Origin of the sequence: Pseudomaricurvus albidus, assembly GCF_018863235.1 — a bacterium.
In the GTDB taxonomy this organism is placed as follows: Bacteria; Pseudomonadota; Gammaproteobacteria; order Pseudomonadales; family Cellvibrionaceae; genus Pseudomaricurvus; species Pseudomaricurvus albidus.
This window is the reverse complement of record NZ_JAHKRS010000002.1, coordinates 104,214-130,557: the sequence shown is the minus strand read 5'-3', so window position 1 is coordinate 130,557 and position 26,344 is coordinate 104,214. Positions and strand designations below refer to the sequence as shown.

The following is a 26,344-nucleotide window of genomic DNA, read 5'->3' as shown; positions in this document are numbered from 1 at the left end:
AAATTGAAAAGATTAAATCTGGATTTGCACACCAAAGGTCAGTGCGTTTACGTCAGGCCCAGCGTAACCACTGGCATTTGCGTCTCCATCAACATAATTAATGTTGAGGCGAGCGTTGTGACCGGAAATCACATAGTTCAGACCCACTTCTGTTGAGTCGCTGGTCTCTGCATCACTGGGATCATTTTCCACATAGCGGACATAAGGCTGGAATTTCCCGGGCCCCACTTCCGCGCCAAACAAAAATGCCGCAGTGGCAAAGTAAGACGTTCCATCGAACAGGCAAAAACAATCGCCAGCAGCAATGGGCGGTGTTGCCAGGGTGTAGTCCGCATCGAAGTCTTTGTACTCACCTTCAATCGTCAACACATTGCCGCCGTCAAAAACGGTTTCAGAGAGCACATCAAAGGTATAACCGGTAAAGTCACCGGCTTCACCCACCACGCCGACACCGTCACTTTGCGTCTGGAAGGAAACCGCTGCGGTCAGGATATTGCCCAGACCGCCATAATAAGTTGAGCTGGTGTAGTAACCGGGATTGTCTTCCATGTTGAGAAAGTTGTAGGCAAAGCGGCCGGCAAACAGCAGATTATCCGAGTCATTCGCACCACCTTCGAGACCGTCAAATGCCCCCACAGCGTATTGAAACTTGCCCAGCTTGCCCCACACGGTGACGCCCTCGTCACGTCCGATACGACCAGCCTCACCCCCCTGATCAGAGGCGTACAGCGGCTGGCGGTATTGATTCCAGCTGAGCGCGTAAAACGGACCGCTCATTTCAATACGATCCGCCGGAGTGAGCATACGGCCGGCCCAGACATTAAACCCCGGGCTCAGCTCAAATTGCGCTATGGCATCCAGCACTTCAACATCTTCGCCATCCAGCTTTTCGGTGTTAAACGTAAATTTGATGTACTCGTGGATCTGGCCCGCCATATAAAGACGCATGTTGGTCACGGCAAAATCGTTACTGCGATCTTCACCATTGTCAGCGCCATCTTCTACAGACTCATACTGAGCACGCAGGCCTGCTCCCACACTCACCCATTTGGTGTCATCGATTTCGATTTTTCCACCCGCCAGCGCAGCTGGTGAAATACACGCCATACTCAAGAGGCCGGCAGAAAGCCCCGCCCTCATCTTCAAGCTGCGATTGAGCAGCCCAGTCAGTTCCTTTTTCATAGTGTGCCCCTGTGACCCGTGATTGGATTCGTAATAGTTTTTTCAGAATCTCTATTTACACACAGCACCGAAATCACCACCATGCGGCAATCGACTCAAGGGACTACGTCAAATGACGTAGCTGGAGCAAGTAATCCGGCTCGCAGGCCCCGCCACATCGGCGCAGCCGTACTGCAATTCATAGCGGATAGCAGCCATAATCTGTTACATTGACCATCTCTCCCGTTAACTTTTAACCGCTTTCAGGTTTACCCCATATGCCGTTACCCAAGCTGTTCTCTCAATTGCAACAGTTAGTCGCCAACCCTTCCGTCAGCAGTTACAGCGAGAAGTGGGACATGCCCAACCGAGGCGTGATCGAGCTGCTGGCCACCTGGCTCGACGATCTGGGCTTTGAAACGGAAATTCTGGAAATACCCGGAAGTAACGGTCACAAGTGCAATCTGATTGCCACCCTCGGAACCGGACCCGGAGGACTGGTACTGGCCGGACATACCGACACCGTGCCCTACGACGATTTTCAGTGGCAGAGCGATCCTTTCAAGTTGACCGATAAAGACAACCGCTGGTTTGGCCTCGGTGCAACGGATATGAAAGGCTTTTTCCCAATCGCCATTGAGGCGGCGAAGGCCTTTGCCGGCACGCCTCTGAAACAGCCACTGATCATTCTCGCCACCGCCGATGAAGAAAGCTCCATGAGTGGTGCCCGTGCCCTGGCAGAAATGGGACGCCCCAAGGCACGCTACGCGGTCATCGGTGAACCCACCGGTCTGGTGCCCATTCGTATGCACAAAGGCATCATGATGGAAAAGGTGAGTATTGAAGGCCTCGCCGGGCATTCCTCCAACCCGTCGCTCGGCAACAATGCGCTGGAGTCCATGCATCGAGTGATGTCTGACCTGATGGATTACCGTCGGCATTTACAGCAGCAATACCACAATCCCGGCTTCACCATACCGGGTCCAACCCTCAACCTGGGCTGCATACACGGTGGCGACAACCCGAATCGGATCTGCGGCCACTGTGAGCTGCAATTTGATTTACGCGCCATTCCCGGTATGGACAACGACGAACTCCGGCAACAAATCGACGCGCGGCTGCAGGCGATCGCCTCGGAAAGTGGCACAAAAATCACCAGAGAAACCCTGTTCGGAGGTGTACCCGCTTACGAAGAGCCTGCCAATTCGGCTTTGGTTCAGGCCGCAGAACAACTCACCGGCAACACCGCGAACAGTGTTGCTTTCGCCACAGAAGCGCCTTTTATTCAAGGACTGGGGATGGAAACGATTGTTATGGGCCCCGGCCATATTGATCAGGCTCATCAGCCCAATGAGTACATTCCGGTTGATCAGGTCAGACCGGCGATTGAAACCCTGAAAGGCCTGATCCGACGATTCTGCTTATAGAAGGCTTTTGTTTATCCAGGCCGGTTTATGGAATACTCTTTCATCATCTTCGTCACATTCAGGTACACAAGGAACACCCGTGAAAAACAGCAGTCAGGACTCAGGCAAAAGCGGTGCTCATTCAGGCATGTCTAACGACGTCCAAAAGCCAGATCAGAACTATGTCCAGAACTACGCCCAAAACTACGTCAAGTGGTTCCGCCAGTCCTCTCCTTACATCAACGCACACCGCAATAAAACCTTTGTGCTGATGCTGCCCGGCGCGGCCATGCAGAGTGAAAACTTTCACAACATCATTCACGATATTGCCCTGCTGAACAGCCTCGGGGTTCGCCTGGTTCTGGTACACGGTGCGCGCCCGCAGATCGACGCGCGTCTGGGACTGGAACACGCCAATTCGGATTTCCACGAACAATGGCGGGTAACCGACGCGTCTCAGATGACCGGCGTCAGCCAGGCTGTCGGTGAAGTGCGCTTTGCCATCGAGGCAGCCCTGTCGACCGGATTGCCCAACTCCCCGATGCACGGTGCGCACATACGCGTAGTGGGCGGCAATTTTGTTACGGCCAAACCGATTGGTGTCATCAACGGTGTCGACCTGCAACACACCGGCAAGGTCCGCAGGGTCGACAGTGCTGCCCTGCACCAGGCGCTGGACAACGGCACCATCGTGGTCATATCACCGCTGGGTTATTCACCCACGGGTGAGCTGTTCAATCTCAGCTTTGCCGAAATCGCCACCCAGGTCGCCAGCGCACTGAAAGCCGACAAGCTGATTGCATTCACCTCTGAAACCGGTTTTTACGATCACGATGGCAACCTGTGTCGCCAGCTCAGCGTATCGGAATGTGCCCAGCAACTGACCCAACTGGAGCAGGATCACGACCGCTCGCAATCGCTGCAGGCCTGTTACGATGCCTGCCAACTGGGCGTACCCCGGGCACAAATCATCAGCTATCAGGAAGATGGTGCACTGTTGCAAGAGCTGTTCACCCGCGACGGCTCGGGCACGCTGGTGCATCGCGACAATTATGAGTTTATCCGCCAGGCCAATATCGACGATGTGGGCGGCCTGCTGGAGCTGATTGAACCCCTTGAGCAGCAGGGTGCGCTGGTAAGGCGTTCCCGCGAGCTGCTCGAGAGCGAAATTGACCGCTTCACCATTCTCGAAAAGGACGGCACCATTATCGCCTGTGCGGCCCTCTACCCTTTTGGTGAGAATCCGACGACTGCGGAACTCTCCTGTGTCGCAACCCACAGCGAATACCGCAAAGGCGGCAGGGCCAAGATGGTGCTGGACGCCATTGAAAGCAAAGCTCGGAAACAGGGAATTCGTGAATTGTTTGTTTTGACGACACAAACTGCCCACTGGTTTCTGGAACAGGGCTTCGTCGGTGCAGCTCTGGATCGCCTGCCCGAAGAAAAGCAGTCGCTCTACAATTTTCAGCGCAACTCCAAGGTCTTTATCAAGCCCTTAAACTAGTCCACTACGGCTCTAAGGCTCATTAAAGACCAGGTGATAACGTTTCGCACCTGAAACCCCAAGCCTCCAGAGCACAGAGTGCTCACGGAGGCGTGCTCCCTCTGTTTACCTTGCCTAAAGACGATTTGACGGTAATAACGGCTCACATAATCCACTGTACAGACGGGCATTCAAACGAGCCAATATCTGTTAAAATCGTCGGCCTGATTCATAAGATTTCGTAATTAATTCGTTTTAACGGCAAAGAGGTTTCACCCATGCCCGTCTATCGCTCCAAGACATCCACTGCTGGCCGCAATATGGCCGGCGCCCGCGCACTGTGGCGCGCAACCGGCATGAAAGACGAAGACTTTCATAAGCCCATCATCGCCATTGCCAACTCCTTTACACAATTCGTCCCAGGACACGTTCACCTGAAAGATATGGGTCAACTGGTTGCCGGCGAAATTGAAAAAGCGGGAGGAGTCGCCAAGGAGTTCAATACCATCGCGGTTGATGACGGTATTGCCATGGGTCACGATGGCATGCTGTACAGCCTGCCTTCACGAGACATCATCGCCGATTCAGTGGAATATATGGTCAATGCTCACTGTGCCGACGCACTGGTGTGTATTTCCAACTGTGACAAAATCACTCCGGGGATGCTGATGGCCGCCATGCGCCTGAACATTCCTGTGATCTTTGTTTCTGGTGGCCCTATGGAGGCTGGCAAAACCAAATTGTCCGAGCACAAGCTGGACCTGGTTGACGCCATGGTAGTGGCGGCAGACGACAGTGTTTCCGATGAAGATGTCGCCGAGATTGAGCGCAGCGCCTGCCCTACCTGCGGTTCCTGCTCCGGCATGTTCACTGCCAACTCCATGAACTGTCTGGCTGAAGCCCTGGGGCTTGCCCTGCCCGGTAACGGTACCGTTGTCGCCACCCACGCTGACCGCGAACAACTGTTCCTGCGTGCAGGCCGTACCATCGTCGACCTGGCCAAGCGCCACTACGAGCAGGACGATTACACGGTATTGCCCCGCTCTATCGGTACCTTCGAAGCTTTTGAGAACTGCATCGCTTTGGACATTGCCATGGGCGGCTCCACCAACACCATCCTGCATTTGCTGGCCATCGCCCAGGAAGCTGAGGTGGAATTCGACATGTACGATATTGACCGTCTGTCGAAGACAATTCCTCAACTGTGTAAGGTCGCACCAAATACTCCGAAGTATCACATTGAAGATGTTCACCGCGCGGGCGGCATCATGGCCATTCTCGGTGAACTGGATCGTGCGGGTCTGCTTCACTCCCATCTGCCCACGGTTCACAGCGCCACCATGAAAGACGCACTGGACGAGTGGGACATCATGCGCAGCCCAACTCCGGAAGTTATGGAGTTCTATAAAGCTGGCCCTGCTGGCATCCCCACACAGACGGCCTTTAGTCAGGCAACTCGCTGGCCAACCCTGGACGCAGACCGCACCAACGGCTGTATTCGCTCTCTGGAGCATGCGTTCAGTCGCGAAGGTGGCCTCGCGGTATTGCGCGGAAACATTGCGCTTGATGGGTGTGTGGTCAAAACCGCGGGCGTCGATGACTCAATCCTCGTGTTCGAGGGCAACGCCTATGTAACCGAGTCTCAGGATGAAGCCGTAGCGGATATTCTGGCAGACAAGGTCAAAGCCGGTGATGTGGTCATCGTCCGTTACGAAGGCCCACGTGGCGGTCCCGGCATGCAGGAAATGCTCTATCCAACGTCCTACATCAAATCCAAAGGTCTCGGCAAAGACTGTGCCCTGCTCACCGACGGCCGCTTCTCTGGTGGTACTTCTGGCCTGTCAATTGGCCACGTTTCTCCTGAAGCCGCTGCGGGTGGTGCCATTGGTCTGGTTCGTAACGGTGATCGCATCAAGATCGACATTCCTAACCGCACCATCGATGTCCTGGTCAGTGTTGAAGAGCTTGATCGCCGCCGCGAAGAGCAAGACAAACTCGGCTGGAAACCAGCAAAAGACAGACCTCGTAAAGTCAGTGCCGCACTGAAAGCCTATGCATTACTGGCAACCAGTGCTGACAAGGGAGCAGTTCGCGACCTGAGCAAGCTGGACTAATTTTTCGAATAGCTGTCAGACACCGTAAGCCGTACCCGGATCCTTCACAGCCGGGTACGACTTGCGCCACTTACAAATAACAATAAATAACACAGCTAGACTGGGTTTACAGTCCCGGTCAGATTATTCTGGGATTTCACAAGGTGATCACTCGACTCCATGACCAGATTTTCAGCTTTGCCCGACAAAATTTCCGACTACCCAATCCACTCGTCTGAACAATGGGTTTATTACCTACCCGAAGAACTGCAACCGGAAGTTATTGGTGCGATGGAAATTCAAAATTTTAGACGCCATGACACCATCTATTCCCACCACTCGCCCACCAATGAAATTTATACGGTAATACAGGGCAATGTTCGTCTCAGCAACTCGGCTCTGTCAGGCAAAGACATCGCCATCAGCACCATGCCGCGAGGCTGCACATTTGGTGAGCTAAGCTTTGTCGATGAACTTCCCCGGCAAAACATTGCCACGGCCAGCACCGACTGCACCCTGGCGGTTCTCAACCGCAAGCAATACAACGTTTTGTGTCGCGAGCATCCCGCCATCATAAGCAGCATGCTGCAATTTCTCTCTCATCGACTCAGGTCATTGGTGAACATCCATCAGGATTCAACCAGCCTGGAACTGCCTCAACAATTGGCGAAGCGATTGCTATTTATGGCCAAAAATCAATCCCGAACACAATCAGCCCAATGCGAGATCGACGTGTCGCAAGATGAGCTCGCTGCAACTCTGGGCGTCAGCCGACAGCACGTTAACAAAGCCCTTAAGCGCTGGCAGGCCGCCGGCTTGATTGATGTGGGTTATCGCAAGGTGATACTGCTGGATCAGGACGCACTAAGTGAAGCATCCGACAGCTAAAACGAGAAGTCAGCCACTCTACACGAGACAGGTAAAGCACCAACAGAATAATCAAATCGAGGAAAACATCACCGGACGGTGAAAAATGGAAGGAGAATGATGTGGCCTTGTGAGCCACATCAAAACACCCATTTATGGATTACATAAATGGGTGTTTATCTTTAGATTTTCAGCGACTCTTCACGCTTCTTCTCGTTCTTACAGAACTCGATCCACTGAACCGCAAATTTCTTACTGCGCTTATCTTTCGCCGCTTTTTCAAACTCTTTGATTGCCGCGTCGTAACGTTTCAGGTTGGCATTGGCCATTCCCATAACGATTTGCAACTGATCAGGGCGTTTGATACTGCCACGCTTGTAAGCTTTAGAGCCAGCTTCCAAAGCTTTTTTGTTTTGATCGCTGTCCAGGTAAATACCGGCCAGGCGAGCGTACAAATCACCTTTGTCAGACTTTTGAGCAGCCTGCTCCATCACTGGAATCGACTCTTTCACATCCTGTCCAAGGCGCAAGGCGGTCGCCAACACTTCCAGATTTTTGGAAGTCTTCTCGATCTTGCCTTCTTTCATGCCTTTTTCAATGATGCGAGCCGCCTTGTTCGGCACATCCTGACCCATGTTCAGGTAAGCCAGATTCATCAACTCTTTTTCTTTGTCCAGAGCACCCATCAGGTAGGCAACATCCAGTGCGTAAAGTTGATTTTTCTCTTGCTCAACCTGACCGTACATACCGGAAAGCTGCTTCCAGTAGGTGGCCTTCGGATAATGGCGAACGAGCTTTTGCAGGATCTCGATAACTTTCTTGTTGTTACCTTGATCGTAGTAAATCGCACGCTGCAGGGTGTACCAGTTTTCTTTAGGCACTTTACCCTTGCCTTCATAATCACTGACAGCAGTGTTGATATTTTTCAGCGCTGACTTCATATCGTCAAGCTGATAATAACCCTGCGCCAGCAATACGTAAGCATCCGCACCGACGATAGGCTGCAGTTTCATCCATTTTTGCAACAGATTAACGGCACCGCGATAATCCTCTTGCACAAATTTCAGCTGTGCCAAGGTATATAAGGTACCCAACTGCAGAGCATCACTCAGCTCGGGTTCCGCCAGTACTTTTTCGTAATAACGGATAGACTGCGGGTAATTTTCCAGAGAATAGTAAACCCAACCGTAGTAGTTCCACAGGTTAGCTTTTTCAAAACTGGTGTACTTACCGCTCTTTGCCTCAAGATCCTTCAGGACAACAAGAGCCCCTTTCCAGTCATTCGCATCGGTCTTTTCCTGAACCTTTGCGAAGTCTTTAAATACGGGCTGACGCAATGAGTATGATTTTTTCGTCTTGTATTGAGGCTTTTCCTCGCCTTCCTGAGCGAACACGCTACCTGACGGCAGTGCGTTCATCCCCAGGGATTGCAGTACAACACTCGAGGCTGCGGGCGCCAATGCCATCGGCGCCACCAGCAGAGATTGTCTGACGAGCTTCAAAACCTTAGCCGTCATCTTCATAGTCTTTCCCATTGTTTACTTGGCAATAGCAAAGGTAATTTTGTTGCGTACGCCTGGAACTTCTACCGCTTCGCCATCAATAACACGAGGCTTGTACTTAAACTTCAACGCCGCTTTCATAGCTGCACTGTCGAAGATATTTGGCGGATCAGCTTCCACAACGACAGGATCTCTTACAGAACCGTTTGCCGTTACAGTGAACTCAACAATTACATAACCTTCGATACCCCGTGATAAAGCCCGGCGTGGATAGTTCGGCTGAACCTTCACAATTGGTAGATACTCACCATCTGATCCAAAGCCGCCTACACCTTTAACGTTCAGGTTTGGCTTAACTCGTGGAGCCGACATATTCAAAGCATCGGGACTGACCTCAGGTTGGTCAAAATCGGGCTCTGGCATATCGGGTGGTGGCTCTTCCGGGTCTTCCGGTTTCTCCGGTTTCTCGGTCTCGTACTGCGTTTCGATTTGACGCTCAGGCATCAGAATATCCGCTACTTTACGCTCTTCCCCGGCTTCGGGTGGCTTATTGTTAGCTTCAATCAATGCATGCATCAAAAACAGCAGGCCGAAGGTTGTGGCTGCCGCCAGCAACCCTGCCAATAGTAATCTTGCAACATTCATAGCGCTCTATTTCTTCTCAGTAGATACAGAAACATCCAATACACCTGCCTCACGAGCCGCTTCCGCGACTTTGGTCAGGGTCTCGATATTGGAATCATCGTCCGCCTGGATTACGACAGCACCTTTTGGGTTCTCCGCGTGCAGACGCTCGATACTGCCTTTGACAGAACGAATATCTACACGGGATTTGTCGATCCAGACTTCATTACTAGAGCTGACAGCGATAAGAATGTTGGCATTCTTTTTCAGCATCGCGGTTGTCGCCTCAGGGCGATCAATTTCAATGCCGGCTTCCTTAATAAAAGAAGCGGTAACGATGAAGAAGATCAACATGATAAAAACCACGTCGAGCATCGGCGTTAAGTCGATGGCTTGTGCTTCTTCTTCAGCTGCCTTATTTCTTCTGCCCATGATAACTCTCTTAGTAACCGGTTAATGCTTTTAACTTCAAGCCTTAATGGTCCATCGTCAAGTGGTCTTCAAGCAGCTGATTTTCACGCTCTGCAGTACGGGTAATGTAAGTGTTACCAAATACGCCTGATAGTGCAGCAACCATACCCGCCATAGTCGGGATTGTTGCTTTGGATACACCACCAGCCATGGATTTAGCATCACCACCACCAGTTACAGCCAGTACGTTAAACACTTCAATCATACCGGTTACGGTACCCAGCAGCCCCAGAAGGGGTGCCAGTGCCACCAGAGTGGCAACCATATCCATGTTCACGTTTACCTTTTCAGATACGCGGGAAATCAGTGCATAACGAACTTGGTGGGCATTCCAGGATTTGCGCTCGGAGCGCGCTTCCCAGGTGTCCAGGGCGCCCTGAACATCTTTCTTCAAGGCTCCGTGGAAATACCACACACGTTCAAAAATCAGAGTCCACATGACGAAGGTCAGTGCGGCGATCAACAACAATACATCACCGCCCTGAGCCACAAAGGCCTTAATGGCTGCTAGTGCGTCCATCAATGCCAACATGCGCTATCTCCTACTTACGTTCCGCGTTTTCAGCGATGATACCAGCGCTCTGCTCGTCCAGAATATGGAGAACACGCTTGGCACGGCCGTTAACTAAGGTGTGCATCAGTACAGTCGGGATTGCAACTACCAGACCCAGAACTGTGGTTACCAGTGCACCGGAGATACCACCCGCCATGGCTTTTGGATCACCCGCACCGAAGATCGTAATCGCCTGGAAGGTGATGATCATACCGGTTACGGTACCCAGCAGACCCAGCAGAGGGGCTACCATAGAGATGATTTTCAGCAGGTTCAGACCGGATTCGATCGCTGGACGCTCTTTCAGAGTAGCCTCTTCCAGTTTCAGTTCCAGAGACTCACCGTCCAGACCTTTGTTATCTTCAGCGACTTTCAATACGCGACCCAGTGGGTTATTGGTATTGGCAGAAGTTGATTTCAACTGGGCGTTTACTTTGCTGCTGATACCGGCCAGCACGATGAAGCGCCAGATAGCCAACAACATTGCGAACACACCAACTGCAGAGATGATGTAGCCTACGAGGCCACCTTGATGCCAGCGCTCAACCAGTGAAGGGCTGTTGATCAGAGCAGCAAGGTAAGAACCACCGGTAGGACCAGTTGGGTCGATACCCACACGGGTGAAACCGTCGGTAGAGTTCTGCAGAGCCATGGCACCGGCAGCCAGACCAGAAGGCTGACGAGTCAGCTCAGCCATGCTTTCGCTCTTCGGAGAGTACTCGAGGTATTGACCGTCAGACAGCAACTGGAAGTTACCAATACGAACAACATCCTGAGTCGCTTGCTCACCGTCAGGCTTGATTACAGTACCGCTGAACTTAACAACTTTACCGTCTTCGATTGTCTCACGCTGAATTTCGTACCACAGACGCTCGATCTCTTCGATGGTTGGCAGCTGGGTAGCACTGTTCATTTTTTCGATCAGTGTATCCAGGAACGCTGCGCGACCAGGGTATTGAGCAGAAACGATAGAAGTACTCAGAGTAGTACGCAGATCACCAGCGGTTGAAGTCAGGTGACCAAACAGCTCTTTCAGAGAACCCAAACGATCTTGCAGCTGGGCACGCTTGGCAGAAACGTCCAGTTCTTGCTGTGCGTATTTCTCTTCCAGGACTTCAGAACGTTTTTCTTCGTTCGCCTTGGTTTGCTTGGCCTGATTCAGCAGCTCTTGCTGGTTGGCCTTCTGACGACGGAACTCAGCTTCGCGCTTGCGATGCTCGGCAGACTCGGAAACCTTGCTTTTCTGAACCATGTTCAGCAGCTGGTCCAGAGACTGAGCCTTTTCTTCCTGTGCCATTACAACGCCGGAACCTAACAAACCGGCAACTGCCGCTACCAGGCAGCTTTTAGCAAAATTCATTTTCATTGCGCTGCCTCCGGAGCCAACACTGGCAGTTTCAGAACGTCGATAGAAGCTTGCTTCTTAGCAATGCGAATCCCTTTCAGGATGGCACTGCGGTACTCACCAGAGTCCAGCTCGACCCAGGCTTTCTGACGCTGATCCCAGGCACCGGACAATTCGGTATCCTTGGTTTGATACATCAGGGCAACACGGCCTACGCGCAGAATGTTAACTTCACGCTCTTGACCATCTACCTGCAGAGTATCTTCGTAAGTATCGATCTTGCGACCGTACTCAGATTCAATTTTGTAAGCTTCCAGAACCTGACGGAACTTCTCGGAAACCGAGATATCCGCGCGCTCCTGGTTGTTACGCAGCATTTCCAAACGCTCTTCGCGCTCTTCTTTGTGGAAAGGAACATCCAGAGCAACAAACTGCTCCAGACCGTCGAGCATTTTCAGAATCAGAGGCTGAACCTGACGCTCCATGACGGTAACGTTATCGATGGACTCATCCAACTGAGCAATAACTTCCAACTGGTTGGCAATCTGCTTTTCCAGCTGGGCGTTGTAAACGCGCAAACCTTCGATTTGTTTGTTTACGACTTTGAAATCATTCAGCAGGCTGGAAGTTTGCTCAGCGATCTTGTCGATCTTTTGCTGAGAGGTTTGAGCAAGTTTAACTTTCTGCTCACCGACTTGCAGAATGGAATTCAACGTTTGGTCCGCTTGAGCGACGCTGCCAATCAGCGCGCCAGCAGAAAGCACGGTGGACAGCGCCACGGCTTTTAATCGCTGCTTCTTCATAAATCCCCCAGTGTGGGTGCGTACAATCAACTCATTTGCGACCGGTTAGGCCGCTCTTTTTCATTATTTACTGCCACAGGCAATAATTTGAAGCTGGCCATTTAATAACAGCGGCCATAAACATTCAATGGTTAATCCATGTCAGGTGCCCTATGAGTAAATTAGTATCACAAAAAGTAACACATCGTTTTTTTAACAAGGGGCAATGGGTAACATCACTCCCCAATAGCGTGCATAAACAATGGCAGAAGCCGAAGTAAACACTTACATTAGCAAACTATTTTTTATCGCACTGATAAAGTTAACGATTGGTAACACGCTCCAACGTCAAAAAAGAGTAGGAAAGTCCGCTGTTCCCGGACAGACCAGCTTCACAGTTTTTGACATACCAAGCGTCACCTAACTCCGGAAAAAAAGCATCGCCCTCAAAGCTTTGATGAATCTGAGTGAGATACACCCGATCCACCAGCGGTAAGCTGGCCTCATAAATCTGAGCACCGCCGATAACCATGATTTCTTCAGGCGACTCCTGAGCAGCGCGCTCAATCGCAGCGTCCAGACTGTCGACGACTTGAGCCCCATCCGCACGCCAATCTGTTTGACGCGTAATCACGATATTAGTTCTACCGGGCAATGGACGACCTATGGATTCGAAGGTTTTGCGCCCCATGATGATGGGCTTGCCCAGCGTCACCCGTTTGAAATATTGCAAATCTTCGGGCAAATGCCAGGGCATTTCGTTATTGAGGCCTATCACACGATTTTCGGCCTGCGCCACAATCAGTGCGAGCCGGGGTCGGGGTTGTGCATCCGTCATGAAGTTTCCTGTTTTTTAAGGCTGCTTCTTTTAGGTCACCGGCCTGTGAAAGACACAGTCCGCAACCAGAAGCCTGCGGAGCAAGACATGTGCACCCCGCAGGAGTGAAATGATATATAGAAGAAGTAATTGAAAACCGCTACACCGAAAACGGATAGGCGATCGGCTCGTGGTACTGGTAACCGGTCACTTCAAAATCCGCCAGGGTCACCCAGGTTTCCAGATCCTCGAGGGATTTGATGTCCGGGTTGATATGCAACTGAGGTGGCGCAAAGGGTTCACGCTTCAACTGAACATCGCGCATCAACTCAAGCTGATCCTCATAAATGTGAGCATTCACAATCTTGTGATAGGCCATGCCGGGCTTGTGACCGGTCATTTGGGCCACCAGCTTGAGCAGGGTAAATACCTGAATCTGATTGAAGTTGAGCCCCAGTGGTACATCGCAGGAACGCTGGTATGAAGTCAGATGCAGCGTATCGCCCAGCAGGGAGAAGTTGTGAGTGTGCATGCACGGACGCAGACACCCCATATGGAATTCACCGGGATTGTAGAAGGACAAAATCTCACCGCGATCATCAATTCCGCGGGACAGGTCATCGATCAGCTTGCGCAGCTGGTCCACATGCCCGCCGTCCGGCTTTTGCCAGCGCCGCCCCTGCACACCGTAGACGCGTCCCATATCGTCCTCACCCCGACGGTGGGGATTGTTCAGCCAGGCCTCATTTTCGTTGGCGTTGGCGTCCCAGGTTTTACAACCGAGCTGGCGAAAATCTGCCGCGTTGTCATAGCCGCGCAAATAGCCCAACAATTCGGCGATAGCCGCTTTCCAGTAACTTTTGCGAGTCGTCACCAGCGGGAATTGATTGCTGCCGACATCATGGGTCATATCCGCATTGATGACGGTGAGACAGCGCTTGCCGGTACGCTCGTTTTCAACCCAGTGGCCCTCTTGAATAATGCGTCGGCACAAATCCAGGTACTGTTTCATAACCTTCTCTCTGTAATCCTGTGTTATCGAACGTTGGCTTTAGCAGCACCCGCCTCGCTGGCAGGGGTCGACTGGCTGCGGTACGCCAGCACCAGCAACAACAGGCCAAGCACAATCATGGGCGAACTGAGCAGCTGGCCGCGGGTCATCCAGCCAAAGGCATCAAAGCCGATAAAGCTGTCCGGCTCGCGGAAAAATTCCACCAGGAAGCGGAAGCTGCCGTACAGCAGCAGAAACAGTCCACTCACCGCCATCCGCGGACGGGGCTTGGCGGAAAACCACATCAACACCACAAACAACACCAGGCCCTCAAGCGCCGCCTGATACAGCTGTGACGGGTGTCGAGCCAGCTGCAACGGATCCTTGGGGAAGACCATGGCCCAGGAGACATCAGTAGCGCGCCCCCACAGTTCCTGCCCAATAAAATTGCCCAGACGCCCAAAACCCAGACCCAGTGGCACCAGAGGAGCAATAAAATCCGTCAGGCTGAAATAGGGCACCTGAATCTTGCGAGCATAGAGAGCCATGGCCAACAGCACACCGAGCAAACCTCCGTGGAATGACATACCGCCCTCCCACACCCGGAACAGCCAGACCGGATCGTCAAGGAAGCGGTCAAAGTGGTAGAAAAGCACGTAGCCGCAGCGTCCGCCGAGTACCACGCCCATGGCGCCATAGACAATCAGATCCTCGATCTGGGAGGACTGGATGGGCGAATCCGGTCTGCGGGTGCGGCGCATGGCCAGAAACCAGGCACAGGCAAACCCCAGCAGATACATGATGCCGTACCAGTGTACTTCCAGCGGGCCCAGGGTCTTTCCAAACGCCTCAAAGGGACCGATGGCAACTGCAATGGGGTCAAAATCCGGGTAAGTCAGCATAAATCCTGCTTGCTTGTTGTGAGTCAATATTTAACGAGTGAGTGTAGCCGCGTACACAGCCATAATATACCGGCTGTCAATGTCCTTCCTGTAACCATTACCGGTTACGGACAGTGAGAGCAATATCCAGAAATCCCCCCTAAGTGGCAGACATCATACCACTGACCAACAGCTGTGCAGCAACCAGCAGCAGAACGACAGCAAACGCTTTCTGCAGACGTTCGGCCGGTAAGCGGTGAGCCAGTTTGGCGCCGAGACGGGATGCCGGCGCGCTGCAGATTACCAGCCCTAAAAATGCAGGCAAGTACACATAACCCAGCGACCACTGAGGCAGCTCCGACCGCCCCCAGCCCTGCACCATATAGGAAATCGCCCCGGACAGGGCAATTGGTAGCCCCAACGCGGCAGAGGTCGCCACGGCTCGCGACATCATGACACCATAAAAGCGCAAATAGGGCACCGTCATGGAACCACCCCCAACCCCAAACAGAGATGAAAAACCACCGATGACCACTGCAGACAAACCCAGTTTCAATCGTCCGGTCAAACTGGCTCCCTCGGCTGGCACGGTTCTGAGCATGGTGATGGCTACGAAAATCAGAAACACCGCAAACGCCAACTTCAAAGCATGCCCTTCAAGCTGGGCTGCCAGCACGCCACCAAGCCAGGCACCGACAATCACGCCCGGCACCAGGGGCTTCAACAGCGCCGGATCAACAGCCTTTTTTTGCCAGTGCGTCCAGCTGGCCACGGTCGCCGTCACCACGATGCACGCCAGTGAGGTACCTACCGCCAGATGAACCGTCACCTCTTGAGGAAACACCAACACACCAAAGGTGTAAATCATAGCCGGGACCATCACCACCCCGCCGCCAAGACCGAACAGCCCCGCAATCAAACCCGCCGCGATCCCCACTGCGGCAAACACTATCAACGTTGTCAGCATTTATCTCTCAATGCCCCTGTGAAAATTCAGCGCCATTATCGGGGCAGGATGCGACAATGGCCAGCCAGATATGGCATCCTATCCCTTAATCATCACCATGAGCCTGCTGAACCTTTCGGCTTAAAATACGACCGCACCACACATCACCTCTGCAGAAACCCTATGTGCCTGATTCTTTTTGCCCTGCGCTGCCACCGCGAGTACCCACTGATCGTCGCCGCCAACCGCGATGAGTTTTTTGCCCGCCCAACCCGGTTTGCCGAGTTTTGGGAAGATCAGCCGGACTTGCTGGCCGGCAGAGACCTTCAAGCCGGCGGCACCTGGCTGGGAATCAACCGTGAGGCGCGCTTCGCCGCCGTCACCAATGTCCGCAATGGTCTCGACACTCAGGCACGACCGGGCTCTCGCGGGGAGCTGGTCACAGACTGCCTGCGCCATGCCAGCACCACCGATGCCCTGCAACAGATCGCCAACCGCCAAGATCTGTACCATGGATTTAATTTACTGGCCGGCACCCCGCAACAGCTGTTTTATGCATCGAACCGCCATCAGACCCATACTCAAGAGCTCCAGGCGGGTGTCTACGGACTGAGCAATGGCGGACTGAACAGTCCCTGGCCCAAGGTGGATTCAGGCAAGGCAATGCTCTCTGAATTGCTGGAGCGCAACTGGCAGCAACTCGATGAGCGCAAAGCGGATTTGCTCAACCTGCTGGCCGATGACACCCTGGCACCGCTGGACCAGTTGCCCGACACCGGCATTCCTTTGGATAAAGAACGAGCCCTGTCTTCACGCTTTATTGCCTGCCCCGCGACGGGGGACGCTCCCATTCCCGACTACGGCACCCGCGCTTCCACGCTGGTTCTGTTCCACCGCAGCGGTCGGATCCACTTTCTGGAAAAGAGCTTTACACCGCCGCCCCCCACAGAGGGATCAAGAGACAAACCCGCCCTGGAAGTTCGGGAATTTGTTATTTAAATCATTCCGTTTAATGCCCAAAACAGCAGATTTAAAAACCGATATTTAGCCTTCATTTACGCTGTTAGAACAGTTTTTTATATTTCCGGAAAGAATTGTAAATCCCGCCGCAAAATCAACACGCTGTTCCATACTTGGGGTATGAGAACACAGCCCCCGACAATGCCTCCAACCCCCCGTGCTATCAACCTCGGATGGTGCAGGCAGGGGGTTATCCAGCCGATCCTGACAGCCCTGGTGTGCGCCAGCCTTTTGACCGGTTGCGCGTCTTCGGGGAGTCCCGAAACCGCCCGGTTGAGTTCGGATTCTGAAGTCAGCAGTCTGGTTAATACAGAGGGCAGCGGCCTTCGTCACTGGTTCTTTGAAGACAGCGATCGTCTGCTGTCGGAATTCCCATTGAATCACACCCCCACACTGGCAAGGATTTACGCCAACAGCGACTACCAACCACTGTGGCTGGAGGACGAACAATTATCTGAAGCCGGTCAGCTGCTGCTGCAGATCCTCAACGAAACCAGTGCCGACCGCATCTATCGCTACCCCTATCACCTGAAGCTGATTCAGCAACACTGGCAGGCGAGCGACCCCGATCCGGAAGCCCTGAACGCCCTGGACATGCTGATGACGGATGCGTTTGTCTCGTATACCGACGACCTCTTCAGCGAGAAACTGCACCCCTCCAATATGCAGCGCCACCTGAAATCCCTGCAAAAGACCGGATACGTCAAGTCTTCCCGATCGCCTGACGGCAACCCACCCAATCACGAAGAGCTTATCAATGTCCTGAGCCGCCTGAAGACCTCGGAACAACTCTACCAATTGCTGCTGGAGATGGCTCCCAACCACCCCCAATATCTCCGGCTCAGAGAGGCGTTGAACCGTTTTCAGGCGATGGACGAAGGTAACTGGCGACCACTTGAGAGCGGCCCGACGCTGGAACTGGGGATGCTGGAGAGCCGCGTCGGCCAGCTGCGCGACCTGTTGACGCTCTACGGAGACTATCAACCGGATCAACCGGGGCTGTTCACCCGCTGGCTGAAGCAACAGCCTACGGAACAGCAGCAGGAAGTCATCTACAACACCTTTGATGAGGGGCTGGAACTCGCCCTGCGGCAATTCCAGCGGCGCCACGGCCTCACTGTCGATGGCCGTGCCGGCCCCGAGACTCGCCGGGTTCTGAATATCTCCCCCGACTACCGGGTGCGCCAGATTGCCTTCAATATGAAGCGTTGGCGAGAGCTGCCACGAGACCTCGGTGAGCGCTATCTGTGGGTCAACATGACCGAATACAAGCTGCAGCTGGTCACCAACCATGAGGTGGAACTGGATATGCGGATCATCATCGGCAAGAGCTATCGCCCCACACCGGTGATGCAAAAGCACGTCAGCACGCTGGTGTTCAACCCTTACTGGAACGTGCCTCGCCGGCTGGTGGTCAATGACATGCTGCCAGAGCAACGCAAAGATCCGGAGTACCTGGACAAGAAGCACATTCGCATCTTTGAGGACTGGAACAGCACCACCCCGATTCCCGCCAGCAGCATAGACTGGGAAAACGCCAATCGTCGCAATTTCCACTATCGGCTGCGGCAGGAACCGGGCGCTTACAATTCACTGGGACGCATTAAGTTCAGCATTCCTGACAGCGATTCCATCTATCTGCACGACACCAACTCTCCGGAGCTGTTCAACAAAGACAAGCGCACCATCAGCTCTGGCTGCATCCGCATCGAGCACCCGCAGGCACTCGCACAAGCTCTGCTGAGCGGCACCCGCTGGACCCCGGGCAAAATCCAGAACACCCTCAACAGCGGCAAAACCCGCCATGTTCGCTTGATGGAGGATGTCCCCATTTATTTGTTCTACGCCACCACCTGGGTCGATGACAATCAGCAAATTCAGTTTAGGGACGACATCTACAAACTCGACCGGCTGGTGAATTTTCCCAGCTCACCCGTGAGCCTGTAACCGCACACGCTCCACACCTGTCCACTCCTGACTGGCAGTAGAAGCTTCTTCCGCTTTTCGCCACTCAGCACTCAATCATTTACACTTCTTTACAAAAAGAATAACGCTAGCCAGTTTGCCAATTACCCCCGACCAGAATCCCTAAGTCACCTGTTTCCTCTGTGTAATTTCTTCCCACAATGGCCGCTTTCGCCCTAGACCTTCGCACTTTCAGTCACTTCATCCGAGGCCCGTTATAACAGAGCCAAGGCACAAGACCCGTTCAGAATATATACAAAGTGCCTACCCAAAGGCATAATCGGCGAAACTTCATTCATCGCTGAGCCGGGGGAACAATGTCCTCAGAGGTGAAGAAAAGCAGAACAGAGATTCTGTTGCACGACGGAAATGACGGAAACGAAGATTTCCCGAAACCCAAAAACAGACTAAACAGACCATAGGCTTGAAAGACCACTGTTATGACAATGTACTCACGACGCAACTTTTTAGGCATGGCCGGTTTCGCCGGGCTTGCCCTGAACAGCCCTTTGGCACTCGCAAGCAACAGCAAACCCAAAGGCAGCAAAATTCTCACCCTGCGCAACCTCCACACCAATGAAAAAGTCAGCTGCACTTACTGGATCGAAGGGGAATATCAGTTTGAAGCCCTGCAGGAAGTAAATGCGTGTCTGCGCGATCACCGCACTGGTGACGTGGCCCAGATTGACCCTTTGCTGCTGGATCAGGTTCACAGCCTGACCCGCAACATGGAATACAGCGGTGAGATTCACATTATTTCTGGCTACCGCTCCCCCAAAACCAACGCCATGCTGAACAAAACCAGCAGTGGCGTGGCCAAAAAGAGTTTGCACATGCAGGGCCGTGCCATAGACCTGAGACTTCCCAAAAAGCAATTGAGCCAGGTGCGCAAAGCCGCGCTGGCACAGCACAATGGCGGAGTTGGCTACTACCCGAAAAGCAATTTCCTGCATCTGGATACCGGCCGCACCCGTCAGTGGGGTTAACAGAAAAGAAATGGGCAGGACGCCCTTGAGATGATGAACACTGTCGGTCGTGGTTTGACAGCTGCCCAGAAGGGCAGTCTCAGTGAATCACTTCCGGCAATTCCGGCATTCCCAACAAACGGGTAAGGCCACTGCCCAAACCGCGCTCCAGACAGCGGTTCACCGACTCAGCGTCTTCCTGAGCCATCACCTCGTCCAGCAGCTGTTCGGCTTTCTCCAACGTAATCCCGCGAATCACCTTCTTCACTTTCGGCAAGTTGGTGGCGTTCATCGACAGCACATCGTAGCCCATGGCCATTAACAACACCGCAGCAGCGGGGTCACCGGCCAACTCACCACAGATACCGACACTGGCTCCCTGACTGTGCCCATCGCGTACCACCTGATGCAGGGCTCGCAACACGGCGGGGTGGAATGGCTCGTACAGATCGGCGACCCGGGGATTGTTGCGATCCACCGCCAGCAGATACTGAGTCAGATCATTACTGCCCACCGACAGGAAGTCGGATCGGGCCGCCAGCTCACGCGCCTGATAGACCGCTGCCGGCACTTCGATCATGACCCCGATGGGCGGCAGCTCAAGCTGATACCCCTCTTCCACCAACTCATGGAAAGCCCGATAAATCAAGGTCTTGGCTGATTCCAGCTCACCCACACTGGTCACCATAGGCAGCATGATACGCATGTTATTCAAGCCTTCGCTGGCCTTCAGCATGGCACGAATCTGCGCCAGAAAAATCTCCGGGTGATCGAGGGTGACGCGAATGCCGCGCCAACCCAAAAACGGGTTTTCCTCTTCGATGGGGAAATAGCTGAGGGACTTGTCGCCCCCCACGTCCAAAGTCCTCATGGTGACCGTATGGGGCGCAAACGCCTCCAGCTGCTCGCGATATATCAGGCGCTGCTCTTCCTCACTGGGGAAGCGCTCGCGCAGCAAAAACGGAATTTCAGTGCGGTAGAGCCCAACCCCCTCGGCACCGCGCTCCAGCGAGCGCACCACATCGGCCATCAGTCCGGTGTTGACCCACAGCGGTACCCGGTGCTGATCCAGAGTCTCGCAAGGCAGATCGCGCAGGGCTTCCAGCCCCTTGACCAGCTCGCGCTCTTCGGCGCAAATGTCTTCGTAATGCTTCAGCAGGTTGGCACTGGGATCGGTGTAGAGCATGCCGCGGTAACCGTCGACAATCACCCGGCGCTCGGAAATCTGGGTGTAGGGCAGATCCACAGCCCCCATCACCGTGGGCACGCCCATGGCGCGAGCAAGAATGGCCACGTGGGAGTTGCTGGACCCCTGAACCGACACCAGACCGGCCAGCTGTTCCTTGGGCACCTCACCCAGCATGGACGCCGTCAGCTCCTCGCCAACCAAAATGGCGTTCTGGGGAAAGACCCGAGACTGCTGGGAAGACTCCTGCAGATAGGCCAGTACCCGCCGCCCGAGGTCGCGAATGTCTGCCGCACGTTCGCGCAGGTAGGCATCGCTCATGCTGCTGAAATTGCGTTCGTGCTCGAGAATCACTTCACTCCAGGCGTAGGCAGCGTTGACCCCCTGACGAATACGCTCGGTGACTTCTCCCCCTAATGAGGCGTCATCCAGCATCGACAGGTAGGCATCAAACAGAGCTCGCTCCTGTGTGTTCAGCCGCTGCTCCAACTGCTTGCCCAGGTTTTTCACATCGTCCCGGGCAGAGCCCAGACAACGCTGGAAAAACGCCAGCTCCGCATCGATATCGTCACAGCTGCGGAAGGGCACGCCGCGCAAATCCGCCGCCGGCGACATCACCACCACATGGCCGATGGCAATCCCCGGAGAACCGGCGACCCCTTTAAAACGCGCCTCCTGGGCATTTTGTCCCATGGCCTTGAGAACACCGGTGGCTTCTGCGTGGGCAATAACCCCGGCCAGTTGCGCCGACATGGTCACCAAAAAGGCCTCTTCGCCTTCATCGAAACGGCGGCTGTCCACCTGCTGAATTACCAAAACACCCAGCACTTGTCGCTGGTGGATGATGGGCACCCCCAGAAATGAGCTGTAGCGCTCCTCTCCGGTGGCTTCAAAATATTGGTATTTGGGGTGAGCGGTGGCCAGCTCGAGATTGATCGGCTCTTCCCGCTGGGCGACATAACCTACCAGACCTTCGCCCAGTCCCAGACTGACGTGACCGACGGCGTTCTGATTCAGGCCGTCGGTAGCCATCAACAGATACTGCCCCTTGCCGTCGCGCAGGTAGGCCGAGCAAACGTGGGTCTCCATCACGGCCTTGACCCTCTGCACAATGATATTGAGTGCCGAGCCCAGGTCTCGTGCCGAATTGACCTCCTGCACAATACTGCGCAGGGAGTTCAGCATGGTTGGCATTTTATCCTCCCATCGCATGACCTGCGCCCCGTCGTGGATGACTCCGGTTTCCCCGGCTACCTTTGGCGTCCCGCGACTCCCGACCACTGCCTGTTTTCGGCTCGCGGTCAATTCGGGCTTCCAGCTCGGAATGCGCCATCACCAACTCTTTCATGGCTCGGCGGTAAACGTCGCGCTTAAAGGAAACCACCTGATCCAGCGGATACCAGTAGCTTACCCAGCGCCAGTGATCGAACTCGGCAGGGCCGCCGTTAACCAGACTGATGGCAGCATCGTCTGACTCCAGCTGCAACAGAAACCACTTTTGCTTTTGACCGATGCACAGGGGATTGGAGCCATGACGCAGCAAGCGACGAGGCAAGCGATAGCGCAGCCAGCCCCGGGTGCGAGCCAGAATTTTTACATCTTTGCGGGTCAGGCCGATCTCTTCGTGCAATTCCCGGTAGAGTGCCTGCTCGGGGTCTTCGTCTTTCTGAATGCCGCCCTGCGGAAACTGCCAGGCGTCCTGGCCTCCCACACGACGCGCCCAAAGAACCTGACCCTGACGGTTAGTCAGTATAATGCCTACGTTGGGCCTAAAACCGTCAGCGTCTATCACTCAAAGCCTCCCAGGCACACATTGTTAATTCTGCTTATAGAAGGGCTATTGTTCCACAAACAAACAAGTTTCATCAATGCAGCCAATGACTTAGACGTTTATTTTATGTTTGGGGGAAACACGAATCGTCCAAACACACTCCTCCTGTCACAAAAACATCACCATTAGTAACACTTATAAGAAGGCTACTGTATCCTTAGCGCCAATTCCGGCCGCGCCAACTGGTACCATCGAACCACTTAGGACAACTGTCGGACCTTGAAAGAGTCTGACCTCAGGCTCAATACTGAATTCAACAACAAAGACTGTAACGACACGCAAGAGGACATCACGTGAGATTGGCTATTTTCGATCTGGACAACACCTTAATCGCCGGTGACAGCGATCACGGCTGGGGCGAATTTATGGTGGCTCAGGGCATGGTTGACCCGGTGGTGTACAAGCAGGCAAACGACCAGTTTTACGCCGACTACGAGCGCGGCGAAATGGATCTGCAGGCCTACCTGAATTTCTCTCTCGAGCCCCTGACCCGTTACAGCCTCGCGGAGCTGGAAGCCCTGCACCAAAAGTTTATGCTGGAAGTGGTTGAACCCATGCGCCTGCCTCAGGCCGAAGCGCTGCTGGCCAAACACCGCGCTGACGGCGACTACCTGTTGATCATTACCTCGACCAACGGGTTTATCACCAAACCCATTGCCGCCGCGCTGGGCGTGGACGATATCCTCGCCACCGATGCCGAAATTATTGATGGCCGCTACACCGGCAAGATGACCGGTACCCCCTGTTTTCAGGACGGTAAAATCACCCGCTTGCATCAGTGGCTGAAAACCGCCGCCGACAAAGGTTTCGACGGTGACCTGACCGACTGCTACTTCTACAGCGACTCCATCAATGACCTGCCCTTGATGCAGGAAGTGGACAATCCTGTGGCTGTGGATCCCGATGACGCTCTGCGTCAGCACGCCGAGCAACAGGGCTGGCCCGTCATCAGTCTGCGCGACTGATCGATAACCCACAAGGTTCAAACCACACGATCAGGCATCTCGAGGAATCAAGGTTGATGGTTACACTGCGCCCGCTGTTTGCGTTTCTCCTGCTCTCTATCCTGCTGACAGGCTGTGAAAAATCTGACGCCCCGGACTCATCGTCCACAACAGACACGCCCGCCAGCACTCTCGCTCCAGCTGAAGGCATGGATCTGAGCACCCGCTACAGCTGGACTCTGGTGTCCACCTGGCCGCAGCAGATAGCCCCACAGTTTCAGGCGCTGCAAACGGCCGTCACCGCCCTGGTGGAATCACCCAGTGACGACACCCTGCAACAGGCCCGTGAACAGTGGCAGCTTGCACACAACCAGCTGCAACAACTGGCACTGCTGTTTTCGCTGGGTGATACCAGCCCCTCACTGTTTGCCCAGTTAAGACAGGCGCATTTTCAGCTGGACGCCTGGCCCATAGAGCCCGGCTATCTGGATTACTTTGATGCCTATCCCCACAGCGGGCTCGTCAACGACATCGTGATAAACATCGACGAGCCGTCTATCCGTGATCAACACGGATTCACCAGCAGCTATGACGTCAGCCTCGGCCTGCACGCCATTGCCTATCTGCTGTGGGGTGAAAACCACCGGCGTCCGGCCAGCGATTTTATGCCGACCACCCCCAACGCACTGCAACAACAGAGTGGCGTCAAAGCCAGAGACCTGCCCAATCAGCGGCGCGCAGCCCTGCTGTCGTTACAGGCCCAATTGCTGATCGAGGACATGAAAGCCCTGAGCTACAAGCTCTCGCAACCGGCCAGCGGTCTCAACAGCACCTACGCCAAATTGCCGCCACAAACTCAGCTGCACCTGTGGCGAGAGAGCGTTCAACATCTGTTATCGCGTGTGCAACAACAGCTGCCTGCGACCCAAAACGATTGGCCTGAAGAAAGCGAAGAACCCGGTCAGCACAACGCCTTTGCCGGTGGTCAGGGAGAACTGCTGGCCGCCACGATCGATGGATTGAAACCCGTGTTGCTGAACCACGATGATAACGCCCAACCACTGGCATACTGGCTGAACACAAAGGGTGATCTCGATTCACTGACAACACGGCTGCAACAAACCTCAGCGGCACTGCGCGACGCCGATAAAGACTGGAGCACCATGACGGCGGAAAACATTCAGGCCCTTAACGCTCAGGTTTTGCAGCTGAAGGCCTGGTTTTCCAGCGGAGAAGACGCTTAGGGCAAATACACCCGCGCGAATACGGCTTTCAGGTAATCGGTTTCCGGAATGGCGGGATGTACCGGGTGGTCGGCGCCCTGCCCACCCTGGTAAATAATCTGCGCGTGGCGATCCAGATGGCGCGCCGCACCGCGGACAATTTCCACCAGCGCGGTCTTCTCCAGATGCATGGAGCAGGACGCAGACACCAGAATACCGTCGCGAGCCAGCAGGCGAATGGCCAGCTCGTTCAAATGCCGGTAAGCAGCTTCGCCGGATTTTTGATCTTTCTTGCGCTTGATAAACGCCGGCGGGTCCAGCACCACAATATCAAATTGCTCGCCCTGCTCAATCAAGCCCTTCAAGACCTGAATCGCCTTGCCGTGAAGGCCTTTCATACGATCATCCAGACCATTGAGGTGAGCGTTTTCACCCACCCACTCCAGCGCCTGCTCTGAGGCATCCACACACACGACTTCACTGGCACCGGCCGCTGCGGCCTGAACACCCCAGCCACCGACATAGGAAAACACATCCAGCACCCGCTTGCCCGGAGCCAGACGCTGCAACATGGCGCGGTTCTCACGGTGATCGTAAAACCATCCGGTCTTTTGTCCTTCGGCGATAGGTGCCAGGAAACGCACCCCGTTCTCCACCAGCTCTACGGCTTCGGGGACTTCACCGATGGCTTCAACGTAGTTGTCCAGACCTTCCAGACTGCGGGCGGAGTGATCGTTGCGCAGCAAAATGGCTGTCGGCTTGAGACACTTCTGCAGCGCTTCCACAATGGCATCTTTTTGTTTTTCCATCCCGGCGGTGGCCATCTGTACCACCAGATAATCACCGAAGCGGTCTACCACCAGCCCCGGCAAGAGATCACTGTCGCCGTAGATCAGACGATAGTAGGGCTCGTTGAAACAGGCCTCGCGCAAGCCCAGAGCCTGCTTGATACGGTGTACCAGCAGTGACTTGTTGAGGGGATGCGCCACATCGCGATTGACGATACGACCACAGATCAGACTGCCGGGGTTCATGGTGGCAATGGCCAATTCCTTGCCCTGATGATTGCACACCAGCACCTGATCACCCGCCGCAAACGACTTCAGCGGCGATTGCTGAACATCCACCTCATTGGAAAAAATCCACAGGTGGCCACGTTTGAGGCGGCGATCGGCCTGCGATTTCAAAATCAGTTTCGGTAACGTTGTTGGCTCGGTGGTCATGGCAATCTCCGGAGCGATCCGATGGAAGGTAGCTATTCGATAGTGGATAAAACGCCCGTCGACGC

General features: G+C 54.1%; 23 protein-coding genes. 9 read left to right on the top strand and 14 right to left on the bottom strand.

Features of this window, described 5'->3' with window-relative positions; translation table 11 throughout:
- Positions 1-12: 12 nt before the first annotated feature.
- The gene (locus KOI40_RS03920; RefSeq protein WP_216096161.1) at positions 13-1,182 is read right to left on the bottom strand and encodes a porin family protein; all 1,170 of its coding nucleotides are present in this window, start codon (positions 1,180-1,182) and stop codon (positions 13-15) included.
- 257 nt (positions 1,183-1,439) lie between these two features.
- Between KOI40_RS03920 and argE the strand changes: the two genes are divergently transcribed.
- From argE to KOI40_RS03900, 4 genes are all read left to right on the top strand, one after another.
- Entirely contained in the window at positions 1,440-2,588 is a 1,149-nt protein-coding gene (gene argE, locus KOI40_RS03915) for an acetylornithine deacetylase (protein ID WP_216096160.1), read from the top strand.
- A 127-nt stretch (positions 2,589-2,715) separates the two neighbouring features.
- Positions 2,716-4,071: an amino-acid N-acetyltransferase gene (gene argA, locus KOI40_RS03910; protein WP_216096643.1), complete on the top strand. Its 1,356-nt coding sequence runs from the start codon at positions 2,716-2,718 to the stop codon at positions 4,069-4,071.
- A gap of 257 nt (positions 4,072-4,328) precedes the next feature.
- A complete protein-coding gene (gene ilvD / locus KOI40_RS03905; protein ID WP_216096159.1) occupies positions 4,329-6,164 on the top strand; it encodes a dihydroxy-acid dehydratase in 1,836 nt (611 codons plus the stop codon).
- A gap of 159 nt (positions 6,165-6,323) precedes the next feature.
- Entirely contained in the window at positions 6,324-7,031 is a 708-nt protein-coding gene (locus tag KOI40_RS03900; protein WP_216096158.1) for a Crp/Fnr family transcriptional regulator, read from the top strand.
- 161 nt (positions 7,032-7,192) lie between these two features.
- Here the strand turns inward: KOI40_RS03900 and KOI40_RS03895 are convergent, their stop codons facing one another.
- The 10 genes from KOI40_RS03895 to KOI40_RS03850 form a co-directional block, all read right to left on the bottom strand.
- The gene (locus tag KOI40_RS03895) at positions 7,193-8,533 is read right to left on the bottom strand and encodes a tetratricopeptide repeat protein (protein ID WP_216096157.1); all 1,341 of its coding nucleotides are present in this window, start codon (positions 8,531-8,533) and stop codon (positions 7,193-7,195) included.
- 15 nt (positions 8,534-8,548) lie between these two features.
- Positions 8,549-9,157, bottom strand: coding sequence for an energy transducer TonB (locus KOI40_RS03890; protein ID WP_216096156.1), 609 nt, complete (start codon positions 9,155-9,157; stop codon positions 8,549-8,551).
- Between the two features lie 6 nt (positions 9,158-9,163).
- Positions 9,164-9,568 (bottom strand): ExbD/TolR family protein, encoded by a 405-nt coding sequence (locus tag KOI40_RS03885; protein WP_216096155.1) that lies wholly within the window; start codon positions 9,566-9,568, stop codon positions 9,164-9,166.
- 43 nt (positions 9,569-9,611) lie between these two features.
- Positions 9,612-10,139, bottom strand: coding sequence for a MotA/TolQ/ExbB proton channel family protein (locus tag KOI40_RS03880; protein WP_216096154.1), 528 nt, complete (start codon positions 10,137-10,139; stop codon positions 9,612-9,614).
- A gap of 10 nt (positions 10,140-10,149) precedes the next feature.
- Positions 10,150-11,526, bottom strand: a complete 1,377-nt coding sequence (locus tag KOI40_RS03875) for a MotA/TolQ/ExbB proton channel family protein (RefSeq protein ID WP_233710006.1) — start codon at positions 11,524-11,526, stop codon at positions 10,150-10,152.
- Positions 11,523-12,308 carry a DUF3450 domain-containing protein gene (locus tag KOI40_RS03870; RefSeq protein ID WP_216096153.1) on the bottom strand — a complete coding sequence of 262 codons (786 nt, stop codon included), beginning with the start codon at positions 12,306-12,308 and terminating at the stop codon, positions 11,523-11,525. The genes KOI40_RS03875 and KOI40_RS03870 overlap by 4 nt, the downstream gene beginning before the upstream one ends.
- Positions 12,309-12,609: 301 nt before the next feature.
- Entirely contained in the window at positions 12,610-13,125 is a 516-nt protein-coding gene (locus tag KOI40_RS03865; protein WP_216096152.1) for a dihydrofolate reductase, read from the bottom strand.
- Positions 13,126-13,264: 139 nt separating this feature from the next.
- Positions 13,265-14,116, bottom strand: a complete 852-nt coding sequence (locus KOI40_RS03860; protein ID WP_216096151.1) for a thymidylate synthase — start codon at positions 14,114-14,116, stop codon at positions 13,265-13,267.
- A 23-nt stretch (positions 14,117-14,139) separates the two neighbouring features.
- Positions 14,140-14,997, bottom strand: a complete 858-nt coding sequence (gene lgt / locus KOI40_RS03855; protein WP_216096150.1) for a prolipoprotein diacylglyceryl transferase — start codon at positions 14,995-14,997, stop codon at positions 14,140-14,142.
- A 139-nt stretch (positions 14,998-15,136) separates the two neighbouring features.
- Positions 15,137-15,943, bottom strand: coding sequence for a sulfite exporter TauE/SafE family protein (locus KOI40_RS03850; RefSeq protein ID WP_216096149.1), 807 nt, complete (start codon positions 15,941-15,943; stop codon positions 15,137-15,139).
- 162 nt (positions 15,944-16,105) lie between these two features.
- Here KOI40_RS03850 and KOI40_RS03845 point away from each other — a divergent pair, with 162 nt between their 5' ends.
- From KOI40_RS03845 to mepK, 3 genes are all read left to right on the top strand, one after another.
- Entirely contained in the window at positions 16,106-16,921 is an 816-nt protein-coding gene (locus tag KOI40_RS03845) for an NRDE family protein (RefSeq protein ID WP_216096148.1), read from the top strand.
- A 162-nt stretch (positions 16,922-17,083) separates the two neighbouring features.
- Complete coding sequence (locus KOI40_RS03840; RefSeq protein ID WP_216096147.1) at positions 17,084-18,889, top strand: L,D-transpeptidase family protein; 1,806 nt, start codon at positions 17,084-17,086, stop codon at positions 18,887-18,889.
- A gap of 458 nt (positions 18,890-19,347) precedes the next feature.
- Positions 19,348-19,893, top strand: coding sequence for a peptidoglycan L,D-endopeptidase MepK (gene mepK, locus KOI40_RS03835; protein ID WP_233710005.1), 546 nt, complete (start codon positions 19,348-19,350; stop codon positions 19,891-19,893).
- Between the two features lie 79 nt (positions 19,894-19,972).
- On the opposite strand, the gene ptsP is transcribed toward mepK, so the two are convergent.
- Both ptsP and rppH read right to left on the bottom strand, forming a co-directional pair.
- Positions 19,973-22,243 (bottom strand): phosphoenolpyruvate--protein phosphotransferase, encoded by a 2,271-nt coding sequence (ptsP, locus tag KOI40_RS03830; protein ID WP_216096640.1) that lies wholly within the window; start codon positions 22,241-22,243, stop codon positions 19,973-19,975.
- A 10-nt stretch (positions 22,244-22,253) separates the two neighbouring features.
- Positions 22,254-22,850, bottom strand: coding sequence for an RNA pyrophosphohydrolase (gene rppH / locus KOI40_RS03825; RefSeq protein ID WP_216096146.1), 597 nt, complete (start codon positions 22,848-22,850; stop codon positions 22,254-22,256).
- A 332-nt stretch (positions 22,851-23,182) separates the two neighbouring features.
- Here rppH and KOI40_RS03820 point away from each other — a divergent pair, with 332 nt between their 5' ends.
- Together KOI40_RS03820 and KOI40_RS03815 are read left to right on the top strand one after the other, a co-directional pair.
- On the top strand, positions 23,183-23,854 hold the full coding sequence (locus tag KOI40_RS03820; RefSeq protein WP_216096145.1) for a histidinol-phosphatase: 672 nt from the start codon (positions 23,183-23,185) through the stop codon (positions 23,852-23,854).
- Between the two features lie 56 nt (positions 23,855-23,910).
- Entirely contained in the window at positions 23,911-25,077 is a 1,167-nt protein-coding gene (locus KOI40_RS03815; RefSeq protein ID WP_216096144.1) for an imelysin family protein, read from the top strand.
- Here the strand turns inward: KOI40_RS03815 and KOI40_RS03810 are convergent.
- Positions 25,074-26,279 carry a class I SAM-dependent rRNA methyltransferase gene (locus KOI40_RS03810; protein WP_216096143.1) on the bottom strand — a complete coding sequence of 402 codons (1,206 nt, stop codon included), beginning with the start codon at positions 26,277-26,279 and terminating at the stop codon, positions 25,074-25,076. The genes KOI40_RS03815 and KOI40_RS03810 overlap by 4 nt on opposite strands.
- Positions 26,280-26,344 lie beyond the last annotated feature (65 nt).

Excerpts from the sequence above, each read along its gene's own strand:
- KOI40_RS03920 (WP_216096161.1), bottom strand. The coding sequence starts at position 1,182 with ATGAAAAAGGAACTGACTGGGCTGCTCAATCGCAGCTTGAAGATGAGG.
- argE (WP_216096160.1), top strand. The coding sequence starts at position 1,440 with ATGCCGTTACCCAAGCTGTTCTCTCAATTGCAACAGTTAGTCGCCAAC.
- argA (WP_216096643.1), top strand. The coding sequence starts at position 2,716 with ATGTCTAACGACGTCCAAAAGCCAGATCAGAACTATGTCCAGAACTAC.
- ilvD (WP_216096159.1), top strand. The coding sequence starts at position 4,329 with ATGCCCGTCTATCGCTCCAAGACATCCACTGCTGGCCGCAATATGGCC.
- KOI40_RS03900 (WP_216096158.1), top strand. The coding sequence starts at position 6,324 with ATGACCAGATTTTCAGCTTTGCCCGACAAAATTTCCGACTACCCAATC.
- KOI40_RS03895 (WP_216096157.1), bottom strand. The coding sequence starts at position 8,533 with ATGAAGATGACGGCTAAGGTTTTGAAGCTCGTCAGACAATCTCTGCTG.
- KOI40_RS03890 (WP_216096156.1), bottom strand. The coding sequence starts at position 9,157 with ATGAATGTTGCAAGATTACTATTGGCAGGGTTGCTGGCGGCAGCCACA.
- KOI40_RS03885 (WP_216096155.1), bottom strand. The coding sequence starts at position 9,568 with ATGGGCAGAAGAAATAAGGCAGCTGAAGAAGAAGCACAAGCCATCGAC.
- KOI40_RS03880 (WP_216096154.1), bottom strand. The coding sequence starts at position 10,139 with ATGTTGGCATTGATGGACGCACTAGCAGCCATTAAGGCCTTTGTGGCT.
- KOI40_RS03875 (WP_233710006.1), bottom strand. The coding sequence starts at position 11,526 with ATGAAAATGAATTTTGCTAAAAGCTGCCTGGTAGCGGCAGTTGCCGGT.
- KOI40_RS03870 (WP_216096153.1), bottom strand. The coding sequence starts at position 12,308 with ATGAAGAAGCAGCGATTAAAAGCCGTGGCGCTGTCCACCGTGCTTTCT.
- KOI40_RS03865 (WP_216096152.1), bottom strand. The coding sequence starts at position 13,125 with ATGACGGATGCACAACCCCGACCCCGGCTCGCACTGATTGTGGCGCAG.
- KOI40_RS03860 (WP_216096151.1), bottom strand. The coding sequence starts at position 14,116 with ATGAAACAGTACCTGGATTTGTGCCGACGCATTATTCAAGAGGGCCAC.
- lgt (WP_216096150.1), bottom strand. The coding sequence starts at position 14,997 with ATGCTGACTTACCCGGATTTTGACCCCATTGCAGTTGCCATCGGTCCC.
- KOI40_RS03850 (WP_216096149.1), bottom strand. The coding sequence starts at position 15,943 with ATGCTGACAACGTTGATAGTGTTTGCCGCAGTGGGGATCGCGGCGGGT.
- KOI40_RS03845 (WP_216096148.1), top strand. The coding sequence starts at position 16,106 with ATGTGCCTGATTCTTTTTGCCCTGCGCTGCCACCGCGAGTACCCACTG.
- KOI40_RS03840 (WP_216096147.1), top strand. The coding sequence starts at position 17,084 with ATGCCTCCAACCCCCCGTGCTATCAACCTCGGATGGTGCAGGCAGGGG.
- mepK (WP_233710005.1), top strand. The coding sequence starts at position 19,348 with ATGACAATGTACTCACGACGCAACTTTTTAGGCATGGCCGGTTTCGCC.
- ptsP (WP_216096640.1), bottom strand. The coding sequence starts at position 22,243 with ATGCTGAACTCCCTGCGCAGTATTGTGCAGGAGGTCAATTCGGCACGA.
- KOI40_RS03815 (WP_216096144.1), top strand. The coding sequence starts at position 23,911 with ATGGTTACACTGCGCCCGCTGTTTGCGTTTCTCCTGCTCTCTATCCTG.
- KOI40_RS03810 (WP_216096143.1), bottom strand. The coding sequence starts at position 26,279 with ATGACCACCGAGCCAACAACGTTACCGAAACTGATTTTGAAATCGCAG.